Source organism: Actinomyces denticolens (assembly GCF_002072185.1).
GTDB classification, from domain to species: Bacteria; Actinomycetota; Actinomycetes; order Actinomycetales; family Actinomycetaceae; genus Actinomyces; species Actinomyces denticolens.
Genome location: NZ_MVIW01000026.1, coordinates 23,092 through 42,029, shown reverse-complemented (window position 1 = coordinate 42,029; position 18,938 = coordinate 23,092). Strand labels below are relative to the sequence as shown.

Annotated in this window: 15 protein-coding genes and 1 riboswitch; of the genes, 9 read left to right on the top strand and 6 right to left on the bottom strand. The window is 73.8% G+C overall.

Annotated elements, in window-relative coordinates; all coding sequences use genetic code 11:
* Positions 1-240, top strand: a 240-nt coding sequence (locus B1H55_RS08600; protein ID WP_143222416.1) for a 3-deoxy-7-phosphoheptulonate synthase, incomplete at its 5' end; no start/stop codon positions are given.
* Between the two features lie 89 nt (positions 241-329).
* Positions 330-3,626 (top strand): hypothetical protein, encoded by a 3,297-nt coding sequence (locus B1H55_RS08595; protein ID WP_073451745.1) that lies wholly within the window; start codon positions 330-332, stop codon positions 3,624-3,626.
* A gap of 87 nt (positions 3,627-3,713) precedes the next feature.
* On the opposite strand, the gene B1H55_RS08590 is transcribed toward B1H55_RS08595, so the two are convergent.
* The gene (locus tag B1H55_RS08590; protein ID WP_077240274.1) at positions 3,714-5,810 is read right to left on the bottom strand and encodes a Stk1 family PASTA domain-containing Ser/Thr kinase; all 2,097 of its coding nucleotides are present in this window, start codon (positions 5,808-5,810) and stop codon (positions 3,714-3,716) included.
* A 67-nt stretch (positions 5,811-5,877) separates the two neighbouring features.
* On the bottom strand, positions 5,878-7,029 hold the full coding sequence (locus B1H55_RS08585) for a polyprenyl synthetase family protein (protein ID WP_073451748.1): 1,152 nt from the start codon (positions 7,027-7,029) through the stop codon (positions 5,878-5,880).
* A gap of 196 nt (positions 7,030-7,225) precedes the next feature.
* Here B1H55_RS08585 and B1H55_RS08580 point away from each other — a divergent pair, with 196 nt between their 5' ends.
* The 5 genes from B1H55_RS08580 (at position 7,226) to thiD (ending at position 11,926) form a co-directional block, all read left to right on the top strand.
* Positions 7,226-8,881 carry an RNA polymerase sigma factor gene (locus B1H55_RS08580; RefSeq protein ID WP_073451750.1) on the top strand — a complete coding sequence of 552 codons (1,656 nt, stop codon included), beginning with the start codon at positions 7,226-7,228 and terminating at the stop codon, positions 8,879-8,881.
* A gap of 112 nt (positions 8,882-8,993) precedes the next feature.
* A complete protein-coding gene (locus B1H55_RS12355; protein WP_096519438.1) occupies positions 8,994-9,503 on the top strand; it encodes a hypothetical protein in 510 nt (169 codons plus the stop codon).
* A 69-nt stretch (positions 9,504-9,572) separates the two neighbouring features.
* Positions 9,573-9,661, top strand: a riboswitch (TPP riboswitch).
* Complete coding sequence (gene thiM / locus B1H55_RS08570; RefSeq protein ID WP_073452000.1) at positions 9,652-10,467, top strand: hydroxyethylthiazole kinase; 816 nt, start codon at positions 9,652-9,654, stop codon at positions 10,465-10,467. It overlaps the preceding riboswitch by 10 nt.
* A complete protein-coding gene (gene thiE / locus B1H55_RS08565; RefSeq protein ID WP_073451752.1) occupies positions 10,464-11,126 on the top strand; it encodes a thiamine phosphate synthase in 663 nt (220 codons plus the stop codon). Before thiM ends, thiE begins: the two co-directional genes overlap by 4 nt.
* Positions 11,123-11,926, top strand: a complete 804-nt coding sequence (gene thiD / locus B1H55_RS08560) for a bifunctional hydroxymethylpyrimidine kinase/phosphomethylpyrimidine kinase (protein WP_073451754.1) — start codon at positions 11,123-11,125, stop codon at positions 11,924-11,926. Before thiE ends, thiD begins: the two co-directional genes overlap by 4 nt.
* A 77-nt stretch (positions 11,927-12,003) precedes the next feature.
* Here thiD and B1H55_RS08555 read toward each other — a convergent pair whose 3' ends face one another.
* From B1H55_RS08555 to B1H55_RS08545, 3 genes are all read right to left on the bottom strand, one after another.
* Complete coding sequence (locus B1H55_RS08555; protein ID WP_073451756.1) at positions 12,004-12,267, bottom strand: DUF7455 domain-containing protein; 264 nt, start codon at positions 12,265-12,267, stop codon at positions 12,004-12,006.
* 180 nt (positions 12,268-12,447) lie between these two features.
* Positions 12,448-12,894, bottom strand: coding sequence for a thiol-disulfide oxidoreductase DCC family protein (locus tag B1H55_RS08550; protein ID WP_077240273.1), 447 nt, complete (start codon positions 12,892-12,894; stop codon positions 12,448-12,450).
* The gene (locus B1H55_RS08545) at positions 12,882-13,430 is read right to left on the bottom strand and encodes a DoxX family protein (RefSeq protein ID WP_073451760.1); all 549 of its coding nucleotides are present in this window, start codon (positions 13,428-13,430) and stop codon (positions 12,882-12,884) included. Before B1H55_RS08545 ends, B1H55_RS08550 begins: the two co-directional genes overlap by 13 nt.
* Before the next feature lie 284 nt (positions 13,431-13,714).
* Between B1H55_RS08545 and B1H55_RS08540 the strand changes: the two genes are divergently transcribed.
* Together B1H55_RS08540 and B1H55_RS08535 are read left to right on the top strand one after the other, a co-directional pair.
* Positions 13,715-15,967, top strand: a complete 2,253-nt coding sequence (locus B1H55_RS08540; protein WP_073451762.1) for a DNA gyrase/topoisomerase IV subunit B — start codon at positions 13,715-13,717, stop codon at positions 15,965-15,967.
* A gap of 254 nt (positions 15,968-16,221) precedes the next feature.
* Positions 16,222-17,268 (top strand): GNAT family N-acetyltransferase, encoded by a 1,047-nt coding sequence (locus B1H55_RS08535; RefSeq protein WP_073451764.1) that lies wholly within the window; start codon positions 16,222-16,224, stop codon positions 17,266-17,268.
* Positions 17,269-17,295: 27 nt separating this feature from the next.
* On the opposite strand, the gene B1H55_RS08530 is transcribed toward B1H55_RS08535, so the two are convergent.
* Positions 17,296-18,933 (bottom strand): amidohydrolase, encoded by a 1,638-nt coding sequence (locus B1H55_RS08530; RefSeq protein ID WP_080461684.1) that lies wholly within the window; start codon positions 18,931-18,933, stop codon positions 17,296-17,298.
* Positions 18,934-18,938: the final 5 nt, after the last annotated feature.

The window sequence follows — 18,938 nt, the reverse complement described above, 5'->3', positions numbered from 1 at the left end:
ATCATGGACGAGGTCCGCGGCTTCTTCGAGGTCCACAGGGCCCTGGGCACCGTGCCCGGGGGCATTCACGTCGAGCTCACCGGCGGGGACGTCACCGAGGTCCTCGGCGGCGGCGAGCAGATCGACGAGGCCGGCCTGGCCGAGCGCTACGAGACCCTCGTCGACCCTCGCCTCAACCACCAGCAGTCCCTCGAGATGGCCTTCGAGGTCGCCGAGATGCTCCAGGCGCGCCACGCCTGAGGCCGGGCCCGGAACCGGGAAGGTCTCGAAGGGGACAAGGCTTCGTCGTCGGCGGCGAGAAGCGGCAGGCCGCCCGGTAGCCTCGCCCCATGACCCTTCCCGATGCCGAGTCCCTGGCTCGGCAGTTGCCATCCCTCCCTCACGTCGAGCGCGTGCGCGCCCTCGTGCGCCTCGCCCGCGACCATGCCGCCGACCCCGCCCTCGGGGCCCTCCTCGACGGCCTCGCCGCCCGCTCCGATTATCACGCCGGTCTCGCCCTGGCCGCGGCCAGGGCCGTCGGCGACGCCGAGCGCGTGCGCGCCCTCAGCCACGGTGCCGTCCCCGGGACGGACGACCTCGCCACCCGATACCTCTCCCTGCCCCTGGAGCAGCGCCGCGCCCTGGAGCACCGGATCCGCGCCACGCGTCGCACCGACATGGCCGCCATCCTCCTCGGCCTGCCGCTGGCCGACGCCGACCGCGCCCGCCTCCTCGCCTCCGCCGACGAGCCCACCGCGCGCTCCCTCATCGCCGATCTCGGCGACCTCCTGCCCAGCCTCGCCCCCCTGGCCCGGCGCCACCCCGGAGTCGTCCTCGACGAGCTCGCCCGCCGCCTCGAGGGCGCCACCCCCGTCCAACGCGACAGCGCCTGGGCCTGGGCCCGCACCGCCTACGCCCCCCTCGCCGCCCGCCTGCCGGGCGGGCTCATCGCCCTGCTCCTGACCGTCGGGCCCACCCGAGTCGTCCCGCACGGGCTCGACCCCCACCTCGGGCGCCTCCTGCGCCACGATCCCACCGCCGTCGGCGCCCTCCTGGCCCGCGCCCCCCACGACGTCGGCCAGCGCCATCTCACCACGGCCAGCGCCCGCCTGATCAAGAGTCTCCACCGCGCCCTCCACCTGCTCACCGTCCCCGAGCGCATCGCCCTGGCCCGCGCCGGCCGTGACGACGACGGGCGCCTCGCCGCCATCCTCGCGGCCCTGCCTCCCCGGGACCGCGAAGAGGTCCTCGACGGCGCTCTCGACGGCATCGACACCACCCGCCGCCACTACTCAGAGGCGCTCCTGGAGGTCCTGCCCCGCGACCGGCGCCAGCACGAGGCCCAGCGCATGGCGGCCCTGCCCGAGTCCGCCAGCGCCCTCCCCCAGCTCGTCCTCGCCGGATTCCTGCCCCCCGACCAGGCCATCCTCCAGGCCGGGCCGCGCCTGCACGCCCTGGGCGCCGAGGAGCGGGCCCAGGCCTGGGCGGCCCTCATCGGCTCCGCCGGGCGCAGCCGCGACGCCGACGCCCTCACCGAGGTCCTCCTGCGCCTGGGCGCCCTCGACCACGAGCAGGACGCGGTCCGGCTCGTCGTCGCCAGGGAGCTGGCCTCCATCCCCCTGTCCATCCTGGCCCGCTGCCCCCTCACGCCCCTGGAGGGCTTCATCCGGGCGGCCCTGCGCGCCCAGGACGCCTCCAGCGCCACCCAGTGGACCCTCCAGGGCCTCGCCTGGGCCCTGACCGACCACGCCCTCGCCACCGGGAACCCTCCCACGGGCCCCGCACGGCTCCTCCAGGCGGCCGTCGGCGACGAGCCGCGCCTGTGGCACCCGCCGCTCACCCCCGGGCGCGCCCTGGCCTCCGCCGCCGTCGAGGCGCTCGCCAAGCGGCTCGCCGAGGAGTCCGTCGCGGGGGAGTGCGGCCTCCTCCTCGACCTCCACTCCGCCCTCGGCCGCCAGGCCAATGGCGATCCCCTGCTCGACTCCCTCCTCGTGCAGGCGCTCGACTCCCCTGTCGCCGCGGACCGCCAGGGGGCCGCCGTCGCCTGGCTGGCCGACCCCGCGACCCGCGCCGAGCGCGTGGCCGAGCTCGTGCGCCGTGACGAGTCCTTCGCCGCCCTGCGCCCCGTCACCGAGGCCATCAGCGCCATGCGGCAGGACCTCGTCGAGATCCTCTTCCTCGATCGGCCCCTGCGGGGCCGCTTCTGGCACCGCGAGCACACCTACCTGGCGCTCCTGCCCGAGGGCGCCCGCGGCTGGGACCCCGAGCGCCTCGCTGCCTACGCCTCCGCCCTGCGCCGCCGCATCGACGCGCGCACCACCACCCGGCCCGAGCGCCACCGCGCCCTGGCCGCACTCGCGCGCATCCCCTCCACGACCGTCGAGGACCTGCGGCCCTGGCTCGACGCCGATGCCCCCGACACCCGGGTCTCCGCCCTCGAGGCCCTCGCCCACCTGAACGACCCCGAGGCCGCCCTGCGCGAGATCGCCCGCCACGCCGGGGGAGACCATGCCCGCGCCGCCTTCGACGGCGCCATGTCCTGCGCGGCGCGCCTCGACCCGGCCGTCGCCTCGAAGATCCTCACCGGTGCGCTGTCCGCCCCCATCCGCATGAGCGCGCGCAAGGAGGCCCTGCGCGTGCTCGCCCGCCTCCACCGCCCCGCGGACCTGCCCACCCTCACCGGCGCCGCCATGGCCCGCGACTCCCGTCCCGATGTGCGCCTGGCCGCCGCCCGCGCCATGATCTCCTGGCTCGACGCCCCGGAGGCCTGGACGATCCTCGCGCACGTCGCCACCGAGGGCCGCGACGCCGCGCTCGCCCTGGCCTCCACCTCACCCCGGCACATCGCCGACCGGCACCGCCTGCGCTATGCCCGCCTCCTCCTCGCCGCCGCCCGCGAGCCCGAGCTCATCGCCGCGCTGGGGGAGTGGAGCGACGTCCTGCCGGACCTGCCCGGCCTCCTGGAGGGCATCGTCCGCGACGGCGCCCCCGCCGAGTCCAGTGCCGCGATCACCGCGCTCGCCAGGCACAGCGCGCGCTCCGCCGACTGGGGCGAGCACCTGGCCGTCCTGCGCCGGCTCGCGAGCGGCGCCGCGGGTGATGCCGAGCCCAATGCCCAGGCCGAGGCCGACCTGCCCCATCTGCGCCGCATGGAGGGGCTCGCCGCCGCCATGATCCCCGACGACGGCGCCTCCCTGCGCTGGCACCGCGACCACCTGGAGGCCATGAGCACCCAGCTCGAGGGCCTCGACGGCGCCGCCCGCACACCCACCGCCCCTTGGGCCAGCCGACTGGCCGCCACCGACTGGGAGGACGAGGCGGCCTGCCTGGCCTCGCTGGAGCGCCTGGCCGGAGCCGTCGACGACGCGAGCCTCGCCGGGGAGCTCGCCGCCGTCACGAGCGCGGCCCTGGAGCGCGCCCGCCGACTGCGCCTCCTGCCCGAGCCCGGCCTCCCCGTCGCCACCGCCGATGCCCTCATGAGCCGGCAGGACGCCGCCGGCGCCGCGCTGGCCCTGGCCATCGTCACCGCGCAGGGCCGGGCGCTCGGCTGGCCGGCGCCATGGCGCGACCGACTGCGCGAACTGCGCGGCAGCAGCACGGGGATCATCTCCCTCCTGGCGCGGCGGGCGCGCACGGCCACCGGGTGAGCCGACCGGGCCTCCCCGGCGCGGCGCCCGCCCGGTCGCGGGACTCGTCGGCGCACACCCTCGCGCCGGCCACTCGCCGGGGCGGCCTCACTTGATGCGCACGACCACCTTGGAGCCCTCGGCGGCCTGCTCGCCCTTGGCGGGCCTGGTGTAGTCGACCTCGCCGAAGACGTGTCCGGTCCAGGCCTTGTCCACCTCCACCTCGAAGCCGGCGTCCTTGAGCGCCTTCTTCGCCTCGCTCTCCGACTTGCCCGTCACATCGGGGACGGCGATCATCTTCGGACCCTGCGAGATGACCAGCGCCACCGCATCGCCCTTGTAGACGCCACTGGCGCCCTTCTTCGGCGACTGCGAGATGACACGGCCCTCCTTGACCGACTTGTCATTGGCCCTTGTGGCGCTCATCTCCAGGCCGGCGCTCTCGAGCGCCTTGCGGGCCTCCTCCTCGGTCTTGCCGACGACATCGGGCACCGTGGCCGAGGCGCGCCCCTTGGAGATCGTGATGTTGACGACCGCTCCCTTGTCCAGGGACTGGCCCGCCGCCGGATCGGTGGAGATCACCATGCCGGTGGCCACGGAGGAGGAGTGCTCCCGGGAGGTCTGGCCCACCGTCAGGCCGGCGTCGATGATGGCCGTCTGGGCGTCGTGCTCGGTCTTGCCGACGACATCCGGAACGGTCTTCTGCTCGATACCGAGCGAGACGACGCTCTGGATGCGCGCCCCCACGGTCACGGAGGTGCCGCCCGCCGGTGTGGCCGAGATGACCGTGCCGGCCGGGACGGAGTCGGAGTAGACCGTGGTCGGCTCGGCCCACACCAGCTCCGCCCCGGAGACGGCGGCACTGGCCTCCTCCGCGGACAGGCCCTCGATCCGGGGGACCCGGACCCGGCGCCCGGGGCCGGAGACGAAGTACCAGGCGCCCGTGCCGCCCACCGCGCCGAGGACGGCGAGCGCGCCGCCCGCGATGAGGAGGCGGCGCCCGAGGAGGCCTGCCGCGCGCGCATCGGGATCCTCCGCGCCGTCGGCGCCCTCGCCGGTGGCGCTCGAGATCGAGCCGATCGGCAGGGAGACGGTGCGCATCCCCGCGCTGGGCGTGACGGCGCCCGGATCAAGGGGGTTGGAGGGCAGACGGGCGGTCAGGGAGGACTCCGCGGGCGTGGCCGCGCTGGCGGTGACTCCCGCGCTGAGCGGGCCGGAGGCGCCGGCCGGGCTCGCCGCGCCGATCGGGATCCCCGCGCCGTCGGCGCTGCCGGGGCTCCCGGCGCTCCGCGCGCTGCCGGGGCCATCGGCGCTGGTCCCCTCGGCAGCGCCGCTCGCGCCCGCCGGGGAGGCGGGCCCGGCGTCCTCGACGACGGCCTCTGCCGCCTCCCTGACCGCGCGCAGCGCGTCGTCGGCGTTGGCGAGCCGCTCCTGCGGGTCCCTCGCGGTCATCGCGGCCACTAGCCGGTCAATGGCCACCGGGATCCCGTCGGCGCGCGTCGAGGGCGCGGGGATATCCTCGTGGACGTTGCGGAAGGCGATCTGGATCGGGGTGTCGGCGCTGAACGGCTGCTCGCCGGTGAGCAGCTCGAAGAGCATGACCCCCACCGAGTAGACGTCGGCGCGCGGTGTGGAGGCACCCGAGGTGATGAGCTCGGGGGCGAGGTAGGCCACCGTCCCCAGGATGTTGCCCGTGGAGGTCTGCGTGGCCTCGGTGACCGCCCGGGCCAGGCCGAAGTCGGCGACCTTCGGCACGGAGCCATCGGCAGGCAGCAGGACGTTCTCCGGCTTGATGTCCCGGTGCATGAGCCCGGCGCGGTGGGCGGCGCCCAGCGGCCGGAGCACATGGCTGGTCATCTCCAGCGCCTCGGCCACCGTCAGGGGGCCCGAGGCGATGCGGTCCCGCAGGGTGGGGCCGGGCACGTACTCCATGATGATGTAGGCGACGCCGTCGATCGCGCCCTGGTCGTAGACGGCGACGACGCCGGGATTGGACAGCCTCGCGGCGGCCCTGGCCTCGCGGCGGAAGCGGGCGACGAAGTCGGGGGAGTCCGCCAGGTGGGGGTGCATGAGCTTGAGGGCGACATCGCGCTCGAGGCGGCGGTCGTAGGCCTTGTAGACCGTCGCCATGCCACCGCGCGCCACGCGCTGGCCGACCTCGTAGCGAGAGTCGACGATCCGGCCAGTCAGGGGGTCGTGGGACACGGGGGCATTCTACGGGCCGCGCGCGCCCGCGCCGGGCCGCAGCGCCGGGGCGGGCTCCCCATGCGGGTCAGGCGCTGCGGTCGGTCAGGAGGGAGATGACGGAGGACAGGTCGGCGACGGCGTCCGGGGACACCCCCGCTTCCGCGGCGGCGAGGGCCTCCAGGGCGCCGCGCGCCCGCTCGACGTGCCCGTCGATCCTCTTCTCGTGCTCGGCCCGGGCACCGCAGTCCTCGATGAGCGACGCGGCCGCTGCGATACCATCCGGATCGGCCTGGGCGTTGGCCAGCACGCGGCGCAGGAGCGCCCTGCCCCCGGCGTCGCAGCGCTGCCATGCCAGGGCGATCAGCACGGTCCTCTTGCCCTCGCGCAGGTCATCGCCCGCGGGCTTGCCAGTGCGGGCGGGGTCGCCGAAGACCCCGAGCTCGTCGTCGCGCAGCTGGAAGGCGATGCCGGTGGCCTCGCCCAGCTCCTCGAGGAGGTTCACGGCCTGGCCGCGAGGGGGCAGTCCTCCCAGGAGCGCGCCGATCAGCAGGGGCCGCATGACGGAGTAGCGGGCCGACTTGCGGCGGACCACGGCCAGGGCGGCCGCCTCCATCGCCCGGCCGGCGGCGGCGTGATCCTCCCCCTCATCGGACAGGGGCAGGGACTCGGCCCGCACGTCCAGGTACTGGCCGAGCGCCACCTCCTCCGTCATGGCGTCGAAGGCGGCCCGCGCCGCCGCCCGGGTCCCCTGTGGGCACTGGGCGAGGGCCGTTCCGAGCTCGGAGCCCGCGGCGGACAGCAGCAGGTCCCCCAGGAGGATCGCCGCGCTGCGGCCATGCGCCTCCGCGTCGCCGAGCCGGTGGGCGCCCCGGTGCGCGGCGGTGAAGCGGCGGTGGGCCGCGGGCAGGCCCCGACGGGTCAGCGCGGCGTCGATGACGTCGTCGTGGACGAGGGCGCTGGCCTGGTAGAGCTCCAGGGCGGCGCCCAGGCCGGCGCAGGCCCGTCCGGACAGGATCTCCTCGCGGCGCGCGCCCCCGGCCGTGGCGGACAGGGCGATGGCGGCCAGCACCGCCCGCATGCGCTTGCCGCCCCCCAGCAGATCCGCGGCGGCGTCGAGGAGCTCATCCGCGGCGGGCCCGGCATCGGACCACCCGTCCCTCCGCTCGGCGATCGCCTGCGAGATGCGCTCGTCCACGGCCTGGCGCACGAGGCTCATCGTGCGGTCGATCTGCGTCATGGCGCCAGGGTAGTGGCAAGGCGGGGCCGTCGAGCGCCGCTGCGCTGGGCCGATGCTGAGCGGAGCGGGAATAAACGCTACAATTGATGGGTTGCCCGCTGCGATGGTGGTGGACTGCGCCCGGTTCCCCATGGAGATGAGGGGGAGTCGAGGGCCGGCCCGCCGCTGAGCAGACTCCCCACGTGAAAGGTGCCCCGTGGCCTCCTCCACCGCCCTGCGCAAGCGTGCTCAGAACATCGACGACGCCGATGAGATCCTCGAGGACGACTTCGATATCGATGCGGACTCGGACGATGCCGATGACTCCGATGAGCAGGAGGCCGATCTCGACGACGACTCGGACGGGGACGCCGACGAGGACGAGCCCCAGGATGATCACGATGCCGAGGACGACGACCTCCAGGACGCTGATGCCGCCCAGGAGGACGACGGCCCGGCCCCTGAGCTGCGCGACTACTACCTCGACGTGAACCTGGAGGAGAACGGGGACGGCACGAAGAAGCACCCCTTCAACACCCCGGCCTCCCTCAAGGGCATCAAGCTCGCCCCCGGCGCCACCCTCTACGTGCGCTCGCACACGATCGTCCAGGGCCTGGAGATCGACGGCAACGGCACTCTCGAGGAGCCGATCACCCTGGCCCCCTACGGTCACGGCCCTGTCCCGCGATTCACGATCGGCGACTCCGCGCCCATGGTGGCCCGCGAGTTCCTGGCCGAGAACGGCTACATCTTCCGCGGCTGGGTCATCAAGGGCATCAAGATGGAGCCCTCGATCGCCGCCCTGACCGGGGAGCTCGAGAGGATGCGCCGCGAGGAGGCCGAGCGCGCCGCCGCCAAGAAGGCCGGCAAGCGCGCCAAGGACCGCGACAAGGACGGCTCCTTCACGGTCTCGGACTCCGACGACGCCGATGAGCCCGCGCAGAAGGTCGTCACCGCCGGCGCCACGGCGGACCCGGTCAAGGACTACCTCAAGCAGATCGGCAAGGTCGCGCTCCTCAACGCCCTGCAGGAGGTGGAGCTCGCCAAGCGCATCGAGGCCGGCCTGTACGCCGAGCACCTGCTGGCCACCGAGGGAAACGACCTGCCCGCGAAGTACCGCCGCGAGCTGCACTGGGTGGCTCAGGACGGCCAGCGCGCCAAGAACCACCTGCTCGAGGCCAACCTGCGCCTCGTGGTCTCCCTGGCCAAGCGCTACACCGGCCGCGGCATGCTCTTCCTGGACCTCATCCAGGAGGGCAACCTCGGTCTCATCCGCGCCGTGGAGAAGTTCGACTACACCAAGGGCTACAAGTTCTCCACCTACGCCACGTGGTGGATCCGCCAGGCCATCACCCGCGCCATGGCGGACCAGGCCCGCACGATCCGCATCCCGGTCCACATGGTGGAGGTCATCAACAAGCTCGCTCGCGTGCAGCGCCAGATGCTCCAGGACCTGGGTCGCGAGCCCACCCCGGAGGAGCTCGCCGTCGAGCTGGACATGACGCCGGAGAAGGTCGTCGAGGTCCAGAAGTACGGCCGTGAGCCCATCAGCCTGCACACGCCGCTCGGCGAGGACGGCGACTCCGAGTTCGGCGATCTCATCGAGGACTCCGAGGCCGTGGTCCCCGCCGACGCCGTGAGCTTCACCCTTCTGCAGGAGCAGTTGCACGCGGTGCTCGACACCCTCTCGGAGAGGGAGGCCGGTGTGGTCTCCATGCGCTTCGGGCTGACCGATGGCCAGCCCAAGACCCTCGACGAGATCGGCAAGGTCTACGGGGTCACGCGCGAGCGCATCCGGCAGATCGAGTCCAAGACCATGTCGAAGCTGCGCCACCCCTCGCGCAGCCAGGTCCTGCGCGACTACCTCGACTGATCGGGCCCGGTCGGCGCCTTGATGGGGCCCGCTCCGGGCCCCGACGCCACGGAGAGGCCACTGACCTGCCGGCTCCTGGACGCTGGGCGCTGCTCCAGGGGAAGATGAGGGCATGAGAAACGCATACCCCTCCCGCCCCGGCCGGCCCACCCGGCGGCTGGTGCTCGGCCTCGGCGCCGTCGGCCTTCCCCTGCTGATCGCCGCCTGTTCCCAGTCCAAGGATTCGAAGGACTCCGGATCCTCATCGCAGCAGTCCGCCGCCACCGGGGAGCCCACCGCCGTCCAGACCACCACGGGGGGCGAGTGGGTCTCGCGAGACGACCTCGTCAACCCCCGGCCCCAGGCGTGGGACACCTGGCGCGCCGTCGACGAGACCACGATCGAGCTCGGCTTCTCCAGCGGCCCGGCAACCTGCCTGGGCGTCCACGCGGATGTCGGGGAGTCGCCCGACGCCGTGGACATCAACCTCTCCGTCGGGTCCCTCCCGGGCGCTCCCGCGCAATGCCCGGCGATCCTCGAGATCGCGACCGTGAGGGTCACCCTCGCCGCGCCCCTGGGCGATCGCATCGTCGTCCAGTCCAACTTCCACGGCCAGGGCACCCGGGCCGCGGACGCCGGCTGATACGCGGGGCGCTCATTCACCCTCATCGTGGCCGGGGGCTGTACGGCTCCCGGCCACGATGCTATCGTCGCCGCTGACACGGGGTGCCGCAAGGCTGAGATCACACCCGTCGAACCTGCTCAGACAATGCTGGCGAAGGGATGTCACGATGGCTCTGCGCGACTGCGCCCCGACCATTCTGGAGGCGGTGCGAGAGACCTCGCCGCTCATCCAGTGCCTGACGAACTCGGTGGTCACGAGCCTGACCGCCAACGTCCTGCTCGCCGCGGGCGCGACGCCCGCCATGGTGGACATCACCGGGGAGGCCGGGCCCTTCGCCGCGCTCGCCTCAGGACTGCTCATCAACCTCGGCACGCCTCATCCCGAGCAGCGCGAGGCGGCGCTGGAGGCGGCCGACGGCGCCGCCTCGGCCCGAACCCCGTGGGTGCTCGACCCCGTCGCCATCGGGGCGCTCACGCACCGGACCGCCCTGGCCCACCGGCTCGTCGAGCTGGGTCCCACGGTGGTGCGCGGGAACGCCTCGGAGATCATCGCCCTGCTCGGCGGGGGAGGCGGCGGACGCGGCCCGGAGACGGCCGACGACGTCGAGGCCGCGCTCGACGCGGCCCGGACGATCGCCACGCGCCACGGGGCGGTCGTGGCCGTCTCCGGGCCCGTCGACGCCATCGTCTCCGCCGGGCGGACCACCCGCGTGGCAGGCGGTTCCCCCATGCTCACCCGCATCACCGGAGGCGGCTGCGCCCTGGGCGCCCTCATCGCCGCCTTCGTGGCCGCCGGCCGCTCGTCCGGGCATGACCCCCATACCGCGACGGCGGCCTGCCACGCCGTCTACAGCGCGGCGGCGGAACTGGCCGCGGCCCGCGCCACCGGGCCGGGCTCCTTCCAGCCGGCCCTCCTCGACGCCCTGGACGCCGTGCGCGCCCGCGACCTCGACCGCGTGACGATCACCGAGGAGGCGGCATGAGGCCGCCGATCGATCTGTCCCTCTACCTCGTCACCGATGAGGCCCAGTGCCGGAGCCGGGGGCGCACCACGCGGGAAACGGTCCTCGCCGCCGTCGACGGGGGAGCCACCTGCGTCCAGCTGCGGGCCAAGGGGACCGACGGCGGCTCCTTCCTGGCCGAGGTCCTCGACATCGCCGAGGCGGTCGGTCGGCGGGTCCCCGTCATCGTCAACGACAGGGTGGACGTCCTCCTCGCCGCACGGGAGCTCGGGGCGCCAGTGGCGGGCGTCCACCTCGGCCAGTCGGATCTGCCCGTCAGCGTCGTGCGCCGCCTCATCGGCGAGGAGGCCCTCATCGGCCTGTCCGCCGCCACCCCCGCGCAGCTGCGCGCGGCGGAGGGCGGTGGGGCCTGCGACTACGTCGGCATCGGCACTGTGCGGGCCACCCGCACGAAGACCAACGCGCCGGCGGGCCTGGGCGTCGACGGCGTCGGCGCCCTCGCGGCGCTCACCGCCCTGCCCGCGGTCGCCATCGGCGGCATCGCCATCGACGACCTGCCGGGCCTGCGCGCGGCCGGGCTGGAGGGGGCCGCCGTCGTCTCCGCGATCTGCCTGGCGGAGGACCCGCGCGACGCCGCGGCGCGACTGCGGGAGGCCTGGGAGGGAGGAGGGCCCGCATGACCATCACCGCCCTGACCATCGCCGGCTCGGACCCCAGCGGCGGCGCGGGGATCCAGGCCGATCTGAAGACCATGAGCGCGCTGGGCGCCTACGGCATGAGCGTCATCACCGCGCTGACCGCGCAGTCCACGCGCGGCGTCGCGGGCGTGGAGGCCGTGACGGTCGACTTCGCACGTCTTCAGCTCGACACCCTCCTGGACGACATCGTCCCCGATGCCACGAAGATCGGCATGCTCGCCACCGCGGGGCTCGCGAGCGCGGTGGGGGAGTACCTGCCCGCGCTCGGCAGCACCGTCCTCGACCCGGTCATGGTGTCGACCTCGGGCGACCGGCTCCTGGACGCCGATGCGATCGGGGCCGTGCGGCGCCTGTGCGCCAAGGCCGATCTCATCACGCCCAACCTGCACGAGGCCGCCATCCTGCTCGACGAGGAGCCCGCCCAGGACATCGAGGGCCTGGCCTCCCAGGCGCGCCGCTTCGTGGAGCGAGGCGCTCGAAGGGTCCTCGTCAAGGGCGGCCATCTCGATGAGGAGGCGACCGATGTCTACGCCGACGGCGAGCGCCTGGAGCTCCTGCGCGGACGCCGCGTGGACACCGCCTCCACGCATGGGACGGGCTGCACGCTCTCCTCGGCCATCGCGGCGCTCAGGCCGCGGCGCTCCTCCTGGCTGGAGGCGGTCACCGATGCCAAGGCCTACCTGACCGGCGCCCTCGAGCACGCCGACTCCCTCGGCATCGGGCACGGGCACGGCCCCGTCCACCACTTCCACCGGCTCTGGCCCGAGCCGCGCACCCGGTGACGGCGGCGGGCGCGCCAGATCCCTGACGGATCGGGCGCGCCCGCGCGATGCCGGTTGCACCGGGGAGGGGCCCGGGGTCAGGCGCCCTCGGCGAGGCGCGAGCTCTCGTCCTGGATGAACAGCGCCCGCCCGGCGAGCGCCCGGGAGTGCTCCCGCCCGTGATGGGCGCAGAAGAGCAGTTCTCCCGAGACGAGGACCACGCGCATCCAGGCCTGGGCGCCGCAGGCGTCGCAGCGGTCCGCTGAGGTCAGGGGACGGGTCTCGACGGCGACGTCCTCGTTGAGAGGGGCGGCCTCGGCCGAGGCCGCGCGCTCGATGACGGAGGTGCTCGTAGTGCTCATGACTCGATTGGACCACGTCCGCCCTCCCGATTCGGTCCGCGGGCGCGGGTTTCCGCCGGGGGCGCAGAGAGTTCGCCGTGGGCCGATCGGGGACGATGGGCGAGCCGCTCGGGCGGGACCTCCCAGCCGTCCCCGATCCGCGATTCGAGGTATCGCGGCGACGGAGGCGCCGCCGACGAGCTATGGCGCCGGATGGGTGGCGGAGGGCTCTCGCGGTGGGACGGCGCACGAGCCCTGGCAGCCTAGGCTGTGCCGGTTGCGGGCGATCGCCCGGTACACGGTCCTGGCCAGCGGTTTGAGGGGCTGGTGGATGATGAGGCTGCCGGCCACCCTGGGAAGCGGTCCGGCGGTCATGAGCGCGCGCCCAATGGCCTGCTCCTCCACGTGGAAGGCGTCCTCGCGCGGGTCGTAGAACACCGCGGAGCGGTCCGTCCACTCGGCCCCGGGCCCGTCCCAGTGGGAGGAGGGGGTCAGCCGCAGCCCGGCCGCGGGGTGCGCGCGCTTGCCCAGCTGACGCACGAAGGCGGTGCACACCGAGCAGTCCGGGTCGTAGACGAGCACCGGCCCCGAGCCGGATGAGGCGCCGGAGACGGGGGGAAGGGCCCCGCCGTCGTTCAACGCAGCCATCCGTCGCCCACCTTCCCCGCCCAGCGGCGCCCCAGGCCCCAGGTGTCACCGGCGAGGGTGAGGGCCGAGGTGATCATGATGGCGGCGAAGAGCCAGTGGTCGTCGATGATCGGGTTCGTGCCGCCGTTGACGAGGGGGAACTCGGCCAGGTAGAGCATGAGCATGAGGAGCGTGCCGCTCACCGCCGCGATGCGCAGTCCGATCCCCAGGAGCAGGGCGGACCCGATGCCCAGGAGCGCGGCCATGAACAGGACGTCCCCCGCCGGGTTGGCGAAGACCGAGAAGACGCCGGCGAAGGGGCCCTCGATGTGGTTGATGAACCCCTGGGCGGGCGTGCCCCCGCGGATCCACGCCCCCTCGGGGGGAACCACATAGCCCAGGCCGAAGAGCTTGTCGAAGAAGGCCCACAGCAGGTAGGCCCCGACGACGATGCGCGAGGCCGCGAGGGCTCGGCGAGCCGCGGGGGAGACGACGATGTCGGTGCCGGTGCGCGGGGCGGCCTGGGAGATCTGATCGGGTGCGGTGGAGTCGTGCATGGGAGTGAAGGAACCTCATTGTCGGGGCGGTGATGCACCGCCGTGGTGGATGCGCCGTCACCGATGGGGCAGCGGTGCCGGCTCCGGCGCTGTCGAGGCCCACAACCTGGAGGAAACCCGTTTAATTCCAGGATTTTTATAGACTCATCGTCATATTGTGATGATTCCGTGACTCCGCGCATGTCAGCGCCCCTCCTGTGAGCCTCGTCCCGGAACGGCGCCGACGAGCCGCGTCGGCGGCGCGGCAGAAGCACCGCGGCCTCGGCATCGGCTAGATTCCGGGCGTGCCCGCATCCGAGAACAAGACCAGCCGAGGCGACTACTCCGCGCGCCACCTCTCCGTCCTGGAAGGGCTCGAGGCAGTGCGCAAGCGCCCCGGCATGTACATCGGCTCCACCGACCAGCGCGGCCTCATGCACTGCGTGTGGGAGATCGTGGACAACGCCGTCGACGAGGCCCTCGAGGGCCACGGGGACGCCATCGCCGTCATCGTCCACGACGACGGCTCCATCGAGGTGCGCGACAACGGGCGCGGCGTCCCGGTCGACATCGAGCCCTCCAGCGGCCTGACCGGCGTCGAGCTCGTCTACACCAAGCTCCACGCCGGCGGGAAGTTCGGCGGCGGCTCCTACGGCGCCGCCGGGGGCCTCCACGGCGTGGGCGCCTCCGTCGTCAACGCCCTGGCCTCCCGCATGGACGTCGAGGTGGATCGCGGCGGCAAGACCTACGCCATGAGCTTCCACCGCGGCGTGCCGGGCTCCTTCGACGACGCCGCGGGCCGAGGCCCCGACTCGCCCTTCACCGAGTTCACCGACGCCTCCGAGCTGCGGGTCATCGGCAAGGTCAAGCGGGGCGTCACCGGCACCCGCGTGCGCTACTGGGCCGACCCGCAGATCTTCCCCAGGCCCACCGAGTACGACGCCGGCGCCCTGCGCGCCCGCCTGCGCCAGACCAGCTTCCTCGTGCCCGGCCTGACCCTGTCCCTCGACGACCAGCGCCCCGAGGCCGAGGCCATCGCCGCCTCCACCACCCCCGCCGCCGACGCCGGGGCCACCGACGACGCCGTCGCCGAGGTCTCATTGCGCGCGGCCGCCAAGAACGCCGTCGAGCATGCGGGCGACCTGTTCGACACCGGCGCCGAGGACGGCGCCGAGGTCTTCCGGGCGCGCGGCGGCACCGCCGACTTCGTCGACTTCCTCGCCACCGACGCCTCGGTCACCGACACCTTCCGCCTCAGCGGCGAGGGCACCTACACCGAGACCGTCCAGCAGCTCGACAAGTCCACCGGCCACCTGCGGCCGGTGGAGGTGGAGCGCACCTGCTCCGTCGATATCGCCCTGCGCTGGGGCATCGGCTACGACACCCTGGAGCGCTCCTTCGTCAACATCATCGCCACCCCCATGGGCGGCACCCACCTCACCGGCTTCGAGCAGGCCCTCGTCAAGGTGCTGCGCAAGCAGATCGACGCCAACTCCCGCGCCCTGAAGATGACGGCCAAGGACCCGCGCATCGAGAAGGACGACATCATGGCGGGCCTGACCGCCGTGGTCACCGTGCGCGTGCCCGAGCCGCAGTTCGAGGGGCAGACCAAGGAGGTCCTGGGGACCGCCCCCGTGCGCCAGATCGTCGCCCGCGTCGTGGAGAAGGAGCTCACAGCCCTGCTCACCTCCACCAAGCGGGACTTGAAGGCCCAGTCCCGCTCATTGCTGGAGAAGGTCGTCGGGGAGATGCGCGCCCGCGTGAGCGCCCGCATGCACAAGGAGATCACCCGTCGCAAGACCGCCCTGGAGACCTCCACCCTGCCGGCCAAGCTCGCCGACTGCCGCTCCAACGACGTCGCCCACTCCGAGCTGTTCATCGTGGAGGGCGACTCCGCGCTCGGCACCGCCAAGAACGCCCGCAACTCCGAGTACCAGGCGCTGCTGCCCATCCGCGGCAAGATCCTCAACGTCCAGAAGGCCTCCCAGGCGGACATGCTGCGCAATGCCGAGTGCTCGGCGATCATCCAGGTGGTGGGCGCGGGCTCGGGGCGCACCTTCGACCTCGAGCAGGCCCGCTACGGCAAGGTCATCCTCATGACCGATGCCGACGTCGACGGCGCCCACATCCGCACCCTCCTGCTCACCCTCTTCTTCCGCTACATGCGCCCCATGATCGAGGCGGGCCGCGTCTTCGCCGCCGTGCCGCCCCTGCACCGCATCGAGGTCTCCGGCTCCGGGCGCCGCAAGAAGGAGATCATCTACACCTACTCCGACGACGAGCTCGTCACCACCCTGCGCCGGCTCGAGAAGCAGGGACGGTCCTTCAAGGAGCCCCAGCGCTACAAGGGCCTGGGGGAGATGGACGCCCATCAGCTCGCCGAGACCACCATGGAGCCCGAGCACCGCACCCTGCGCCGCATCACCCTGGCCGACGAGGCCGCCCTGACCCACGCCGAGGACGTCTTCGAACTCCTCATGGGCTCCAGCGTGGAGCCGCGCCGCGACTTCATCATCGCCGGGGCCGACGCCGTGGATCGCGAGCGCATCGACGCCTGAGCGCCGGCGAGGGCCCGCCATCGCCCATCCCGGCCCGCTCCCGGTTCCACCTGCAGGAGGAGGGACTGGCCCCGCCTCTCCGGTAGCCTTACCGGAAACGGATCCTGGTCCCGGGGCGGGTGTCGCTGGGGACACGAGCGCCCCCGGATGAGGCCGGCAACGGGCCGTTGTGGAGCCGGCGGCGGGAGTGGAAGCTCACTGGCACTTCGTCGGCGGTTCGTCGGCAGGGCATCGGATAGGCAGACAGGGAGGCGATGATGGCATATTACGGACGGCCCAAGGCCACCGCGGCCGCGGCGTGGTCGATGATGCGCCCGGGCGCGCGCTCGGCCCTGCCCCGCTCCCTGTCCTGGAGGCCCCTGGGCCCCGCCGACAACGCCGAGCTGGCCGCGCTCGTGGCCCGGGCCGAGGATGTCGATGATCCCCCCTACCGCACCACCGACCAGGAGACCGCCGAGTACTTCCTCGACCCCACGTACTCCGGCGTCGCCGGGAGGGACGGCGATGGCGTCATGCGCGCCTTCGGGCTCGTCCGGGTTCGCCCGGCCGCGGAGATCTTCGCCTCCGTGCTAGGCGTCGTCGACCCCCTCTGGCGGGGCCGGGGCATCGGCGGGGCGATCCTGCACTGGCAGTCCGAGCGGGCCCGCCACCTCATCGGCGCTGAGCGCGCGGGGAGGCAGGGCGATGGCTCTCTCATCCCCGCCCACATCATCACCACGGTTCTCGAGGACGATGAGCGGATGCAGACGCATCTGACGAACCTCGGATACTCGCCTCAGCGCTGGTACCGGGAGGTGCGCCGCTCGCTGAGCGAGCCGATCCCGCAGGCCCCCGTGGACCGCTTCCTCAGCATCGAACCGTGGTCCAAGGACCTGGATGAGGCGATCCTGCGGGTCCACAACCGGGCGGCCGACGACGCCGGCGCGGAGCCGATGAGCCCCGAGCGGTGGGCCGCGGGCCGGGCGTTCTTCGCCCCCGAATGGTCCTTCGTGGCCCTGGACCGCTCCAGTGACCGCGCCCGGATCGCCGGGTACCTCCTGTCCAGCCGCTACGAGCAGGACTGGGAGGCCCTGGGCTGGAAGGAGGGCTACACCGACATGCTCGGCGCGCTCGCCGAGTACTCGGAGCGGGGCCTCGGCGCGGCCCTGCTGGCCGCGGCCATGCGCGCCTACGCGGCCGACGGCATGGAGTACGCCGCCGCCGGGGTCGACTCCGCGAGCCCGACGGGCGCCGGCAGCCTCTACGAGCGGCTCGGCTACCAGCCCACGCGCGGCACGATCCTCTACGGCCTGGACGTGTGACGCCCCGACGGGCCGGGGCCCGGGTCCTCAGCGGTGGGCGGTCAGTGCGCCGGCGACCACCGTGGCCAGCGGGCGCACCGCCCGCAGGTCCTCCGGGCCGAGCATGAGGGGATCGTCCGGCAGCAGGACGAGGTCTGCCCGTGACCCCGCGCGAACGGGCTCCGCGCCATCAACGCTCGCCGCCAGGGCCTCCTCCGCCGTCAGGCGCTGATCAGGGGACCACACCGAGCCGTCCGGGGCGCGCCGCCCCACGGCGGCGCTCATCGCCAGCCACGGATCGAGCGGCGCCACCGGGGCATCCGAGCCCAGGGCGAGCATGCCCCCGGCCGCGGCCATATCCGCGAAGGCGTACGAGCGCGACTCCAGCCCCGGCCACACCCGCCCCACGGCGGCCCAGTCGTCGATGAGATGCGCTGGTTGGACGCTCAGCTCGACGCCGAGCCGCACGAGGGTTGTCAGTGCGCCCTCCGGCCCGGCGGCGTCGGCGGGCAGGAGCTGCGCGTGCTCGACCCGGCCCCGCGCCCCGGTGCGGGCGAACGCCCTGGCGACGTCGATGAGCGCCGCGTCCCCGATGGCGTGGACGGCCGCCGCGATCCCATGCTCGTGGGCCCGGCCCAGTAGGCGGGTGAGCTCGTCCAGCCCCACGCTCATCACTCCATGGGGGTGATCCAGACCCAGATCAGCGGGATAGGGGCTGCACAGGCAGGCCGTGCCCGTGCCCATGGAGCCATCCGAGATGATCTTGAGGGGCCCCTGCGTCAGCAGCGCCATGCCGTCGCCGCCCACGGGGGAGCCCGGCAGGGGACTGCCCGTGCGCAGATGGGCGTCGATCCGCTCCTCCAGGCCCTCCCGGTAGGTCGATACCCGGATGCGGGGCGGGCCCGGCAGGGGGCCGGCCGCGCCCATGCGGTCCAGGCGCGCGACCCAGGCGGGGGAGTCCTGCCCCCAGGTCATATCGGTGACACCGGTGATGCCGCGGGCGGCCATGTCCTCCAGGACCCTGCGATAGCCCGACTCGACGAGCTCGCGCGAGCCGGGGACGTCGTCGAGGCGGTTGAGGGCGGCGAACCACTCGTCCTCCATCAACGGCGCGCCGGGGTCGGCGCCGGTCGCGGGAGGCAGGCCGAGCAGCACGAGCGCCGCCGAATTCACCCACCCGGAATGCGCGTCGCCCGAGACGAGGACGGTGGGGATCGGGCCGGTGACGGCGTCGAGCTCGGCCACGCTGGGCACTCGCGGCCAGTTGGACAGGCGGTGCCCGAAGCCCTGGATGAGCGCGGGGCCATCCGCCTCGCCCGCGGCCGAGCGGAGAGCGCGGGCCCTCGCCGCGACGATTCCCAGGGCCTCCTCCGCGCAAGCGGTCCGCCCCAGGTCGAGGCGCGCCATGCGGGCGGCCTCCAAATCCAGGTGGGCGTGGGCGTCCCACAGGCCCGGGATGACGAAGGCGCCTCCCGCGTCCAGGACCTCCTCGCCGCCGTGGCGCGCCAGGGCCGGTCCCATCTCGACGACGGCGCCCGCCTCGATCCTCAGATCCGTGGGGCCGCCCGGGGCCGGGGGCGCGCTCAGCCCGGCCCGGTCGGCGGGCCCCCGGGCGCGCAGGCGCCCGAGCTCGCTGCGGCTGCGGAAGAGGACAGGGCGCGCGCCGCGAATGAGAAGACCGCTCATGGCAG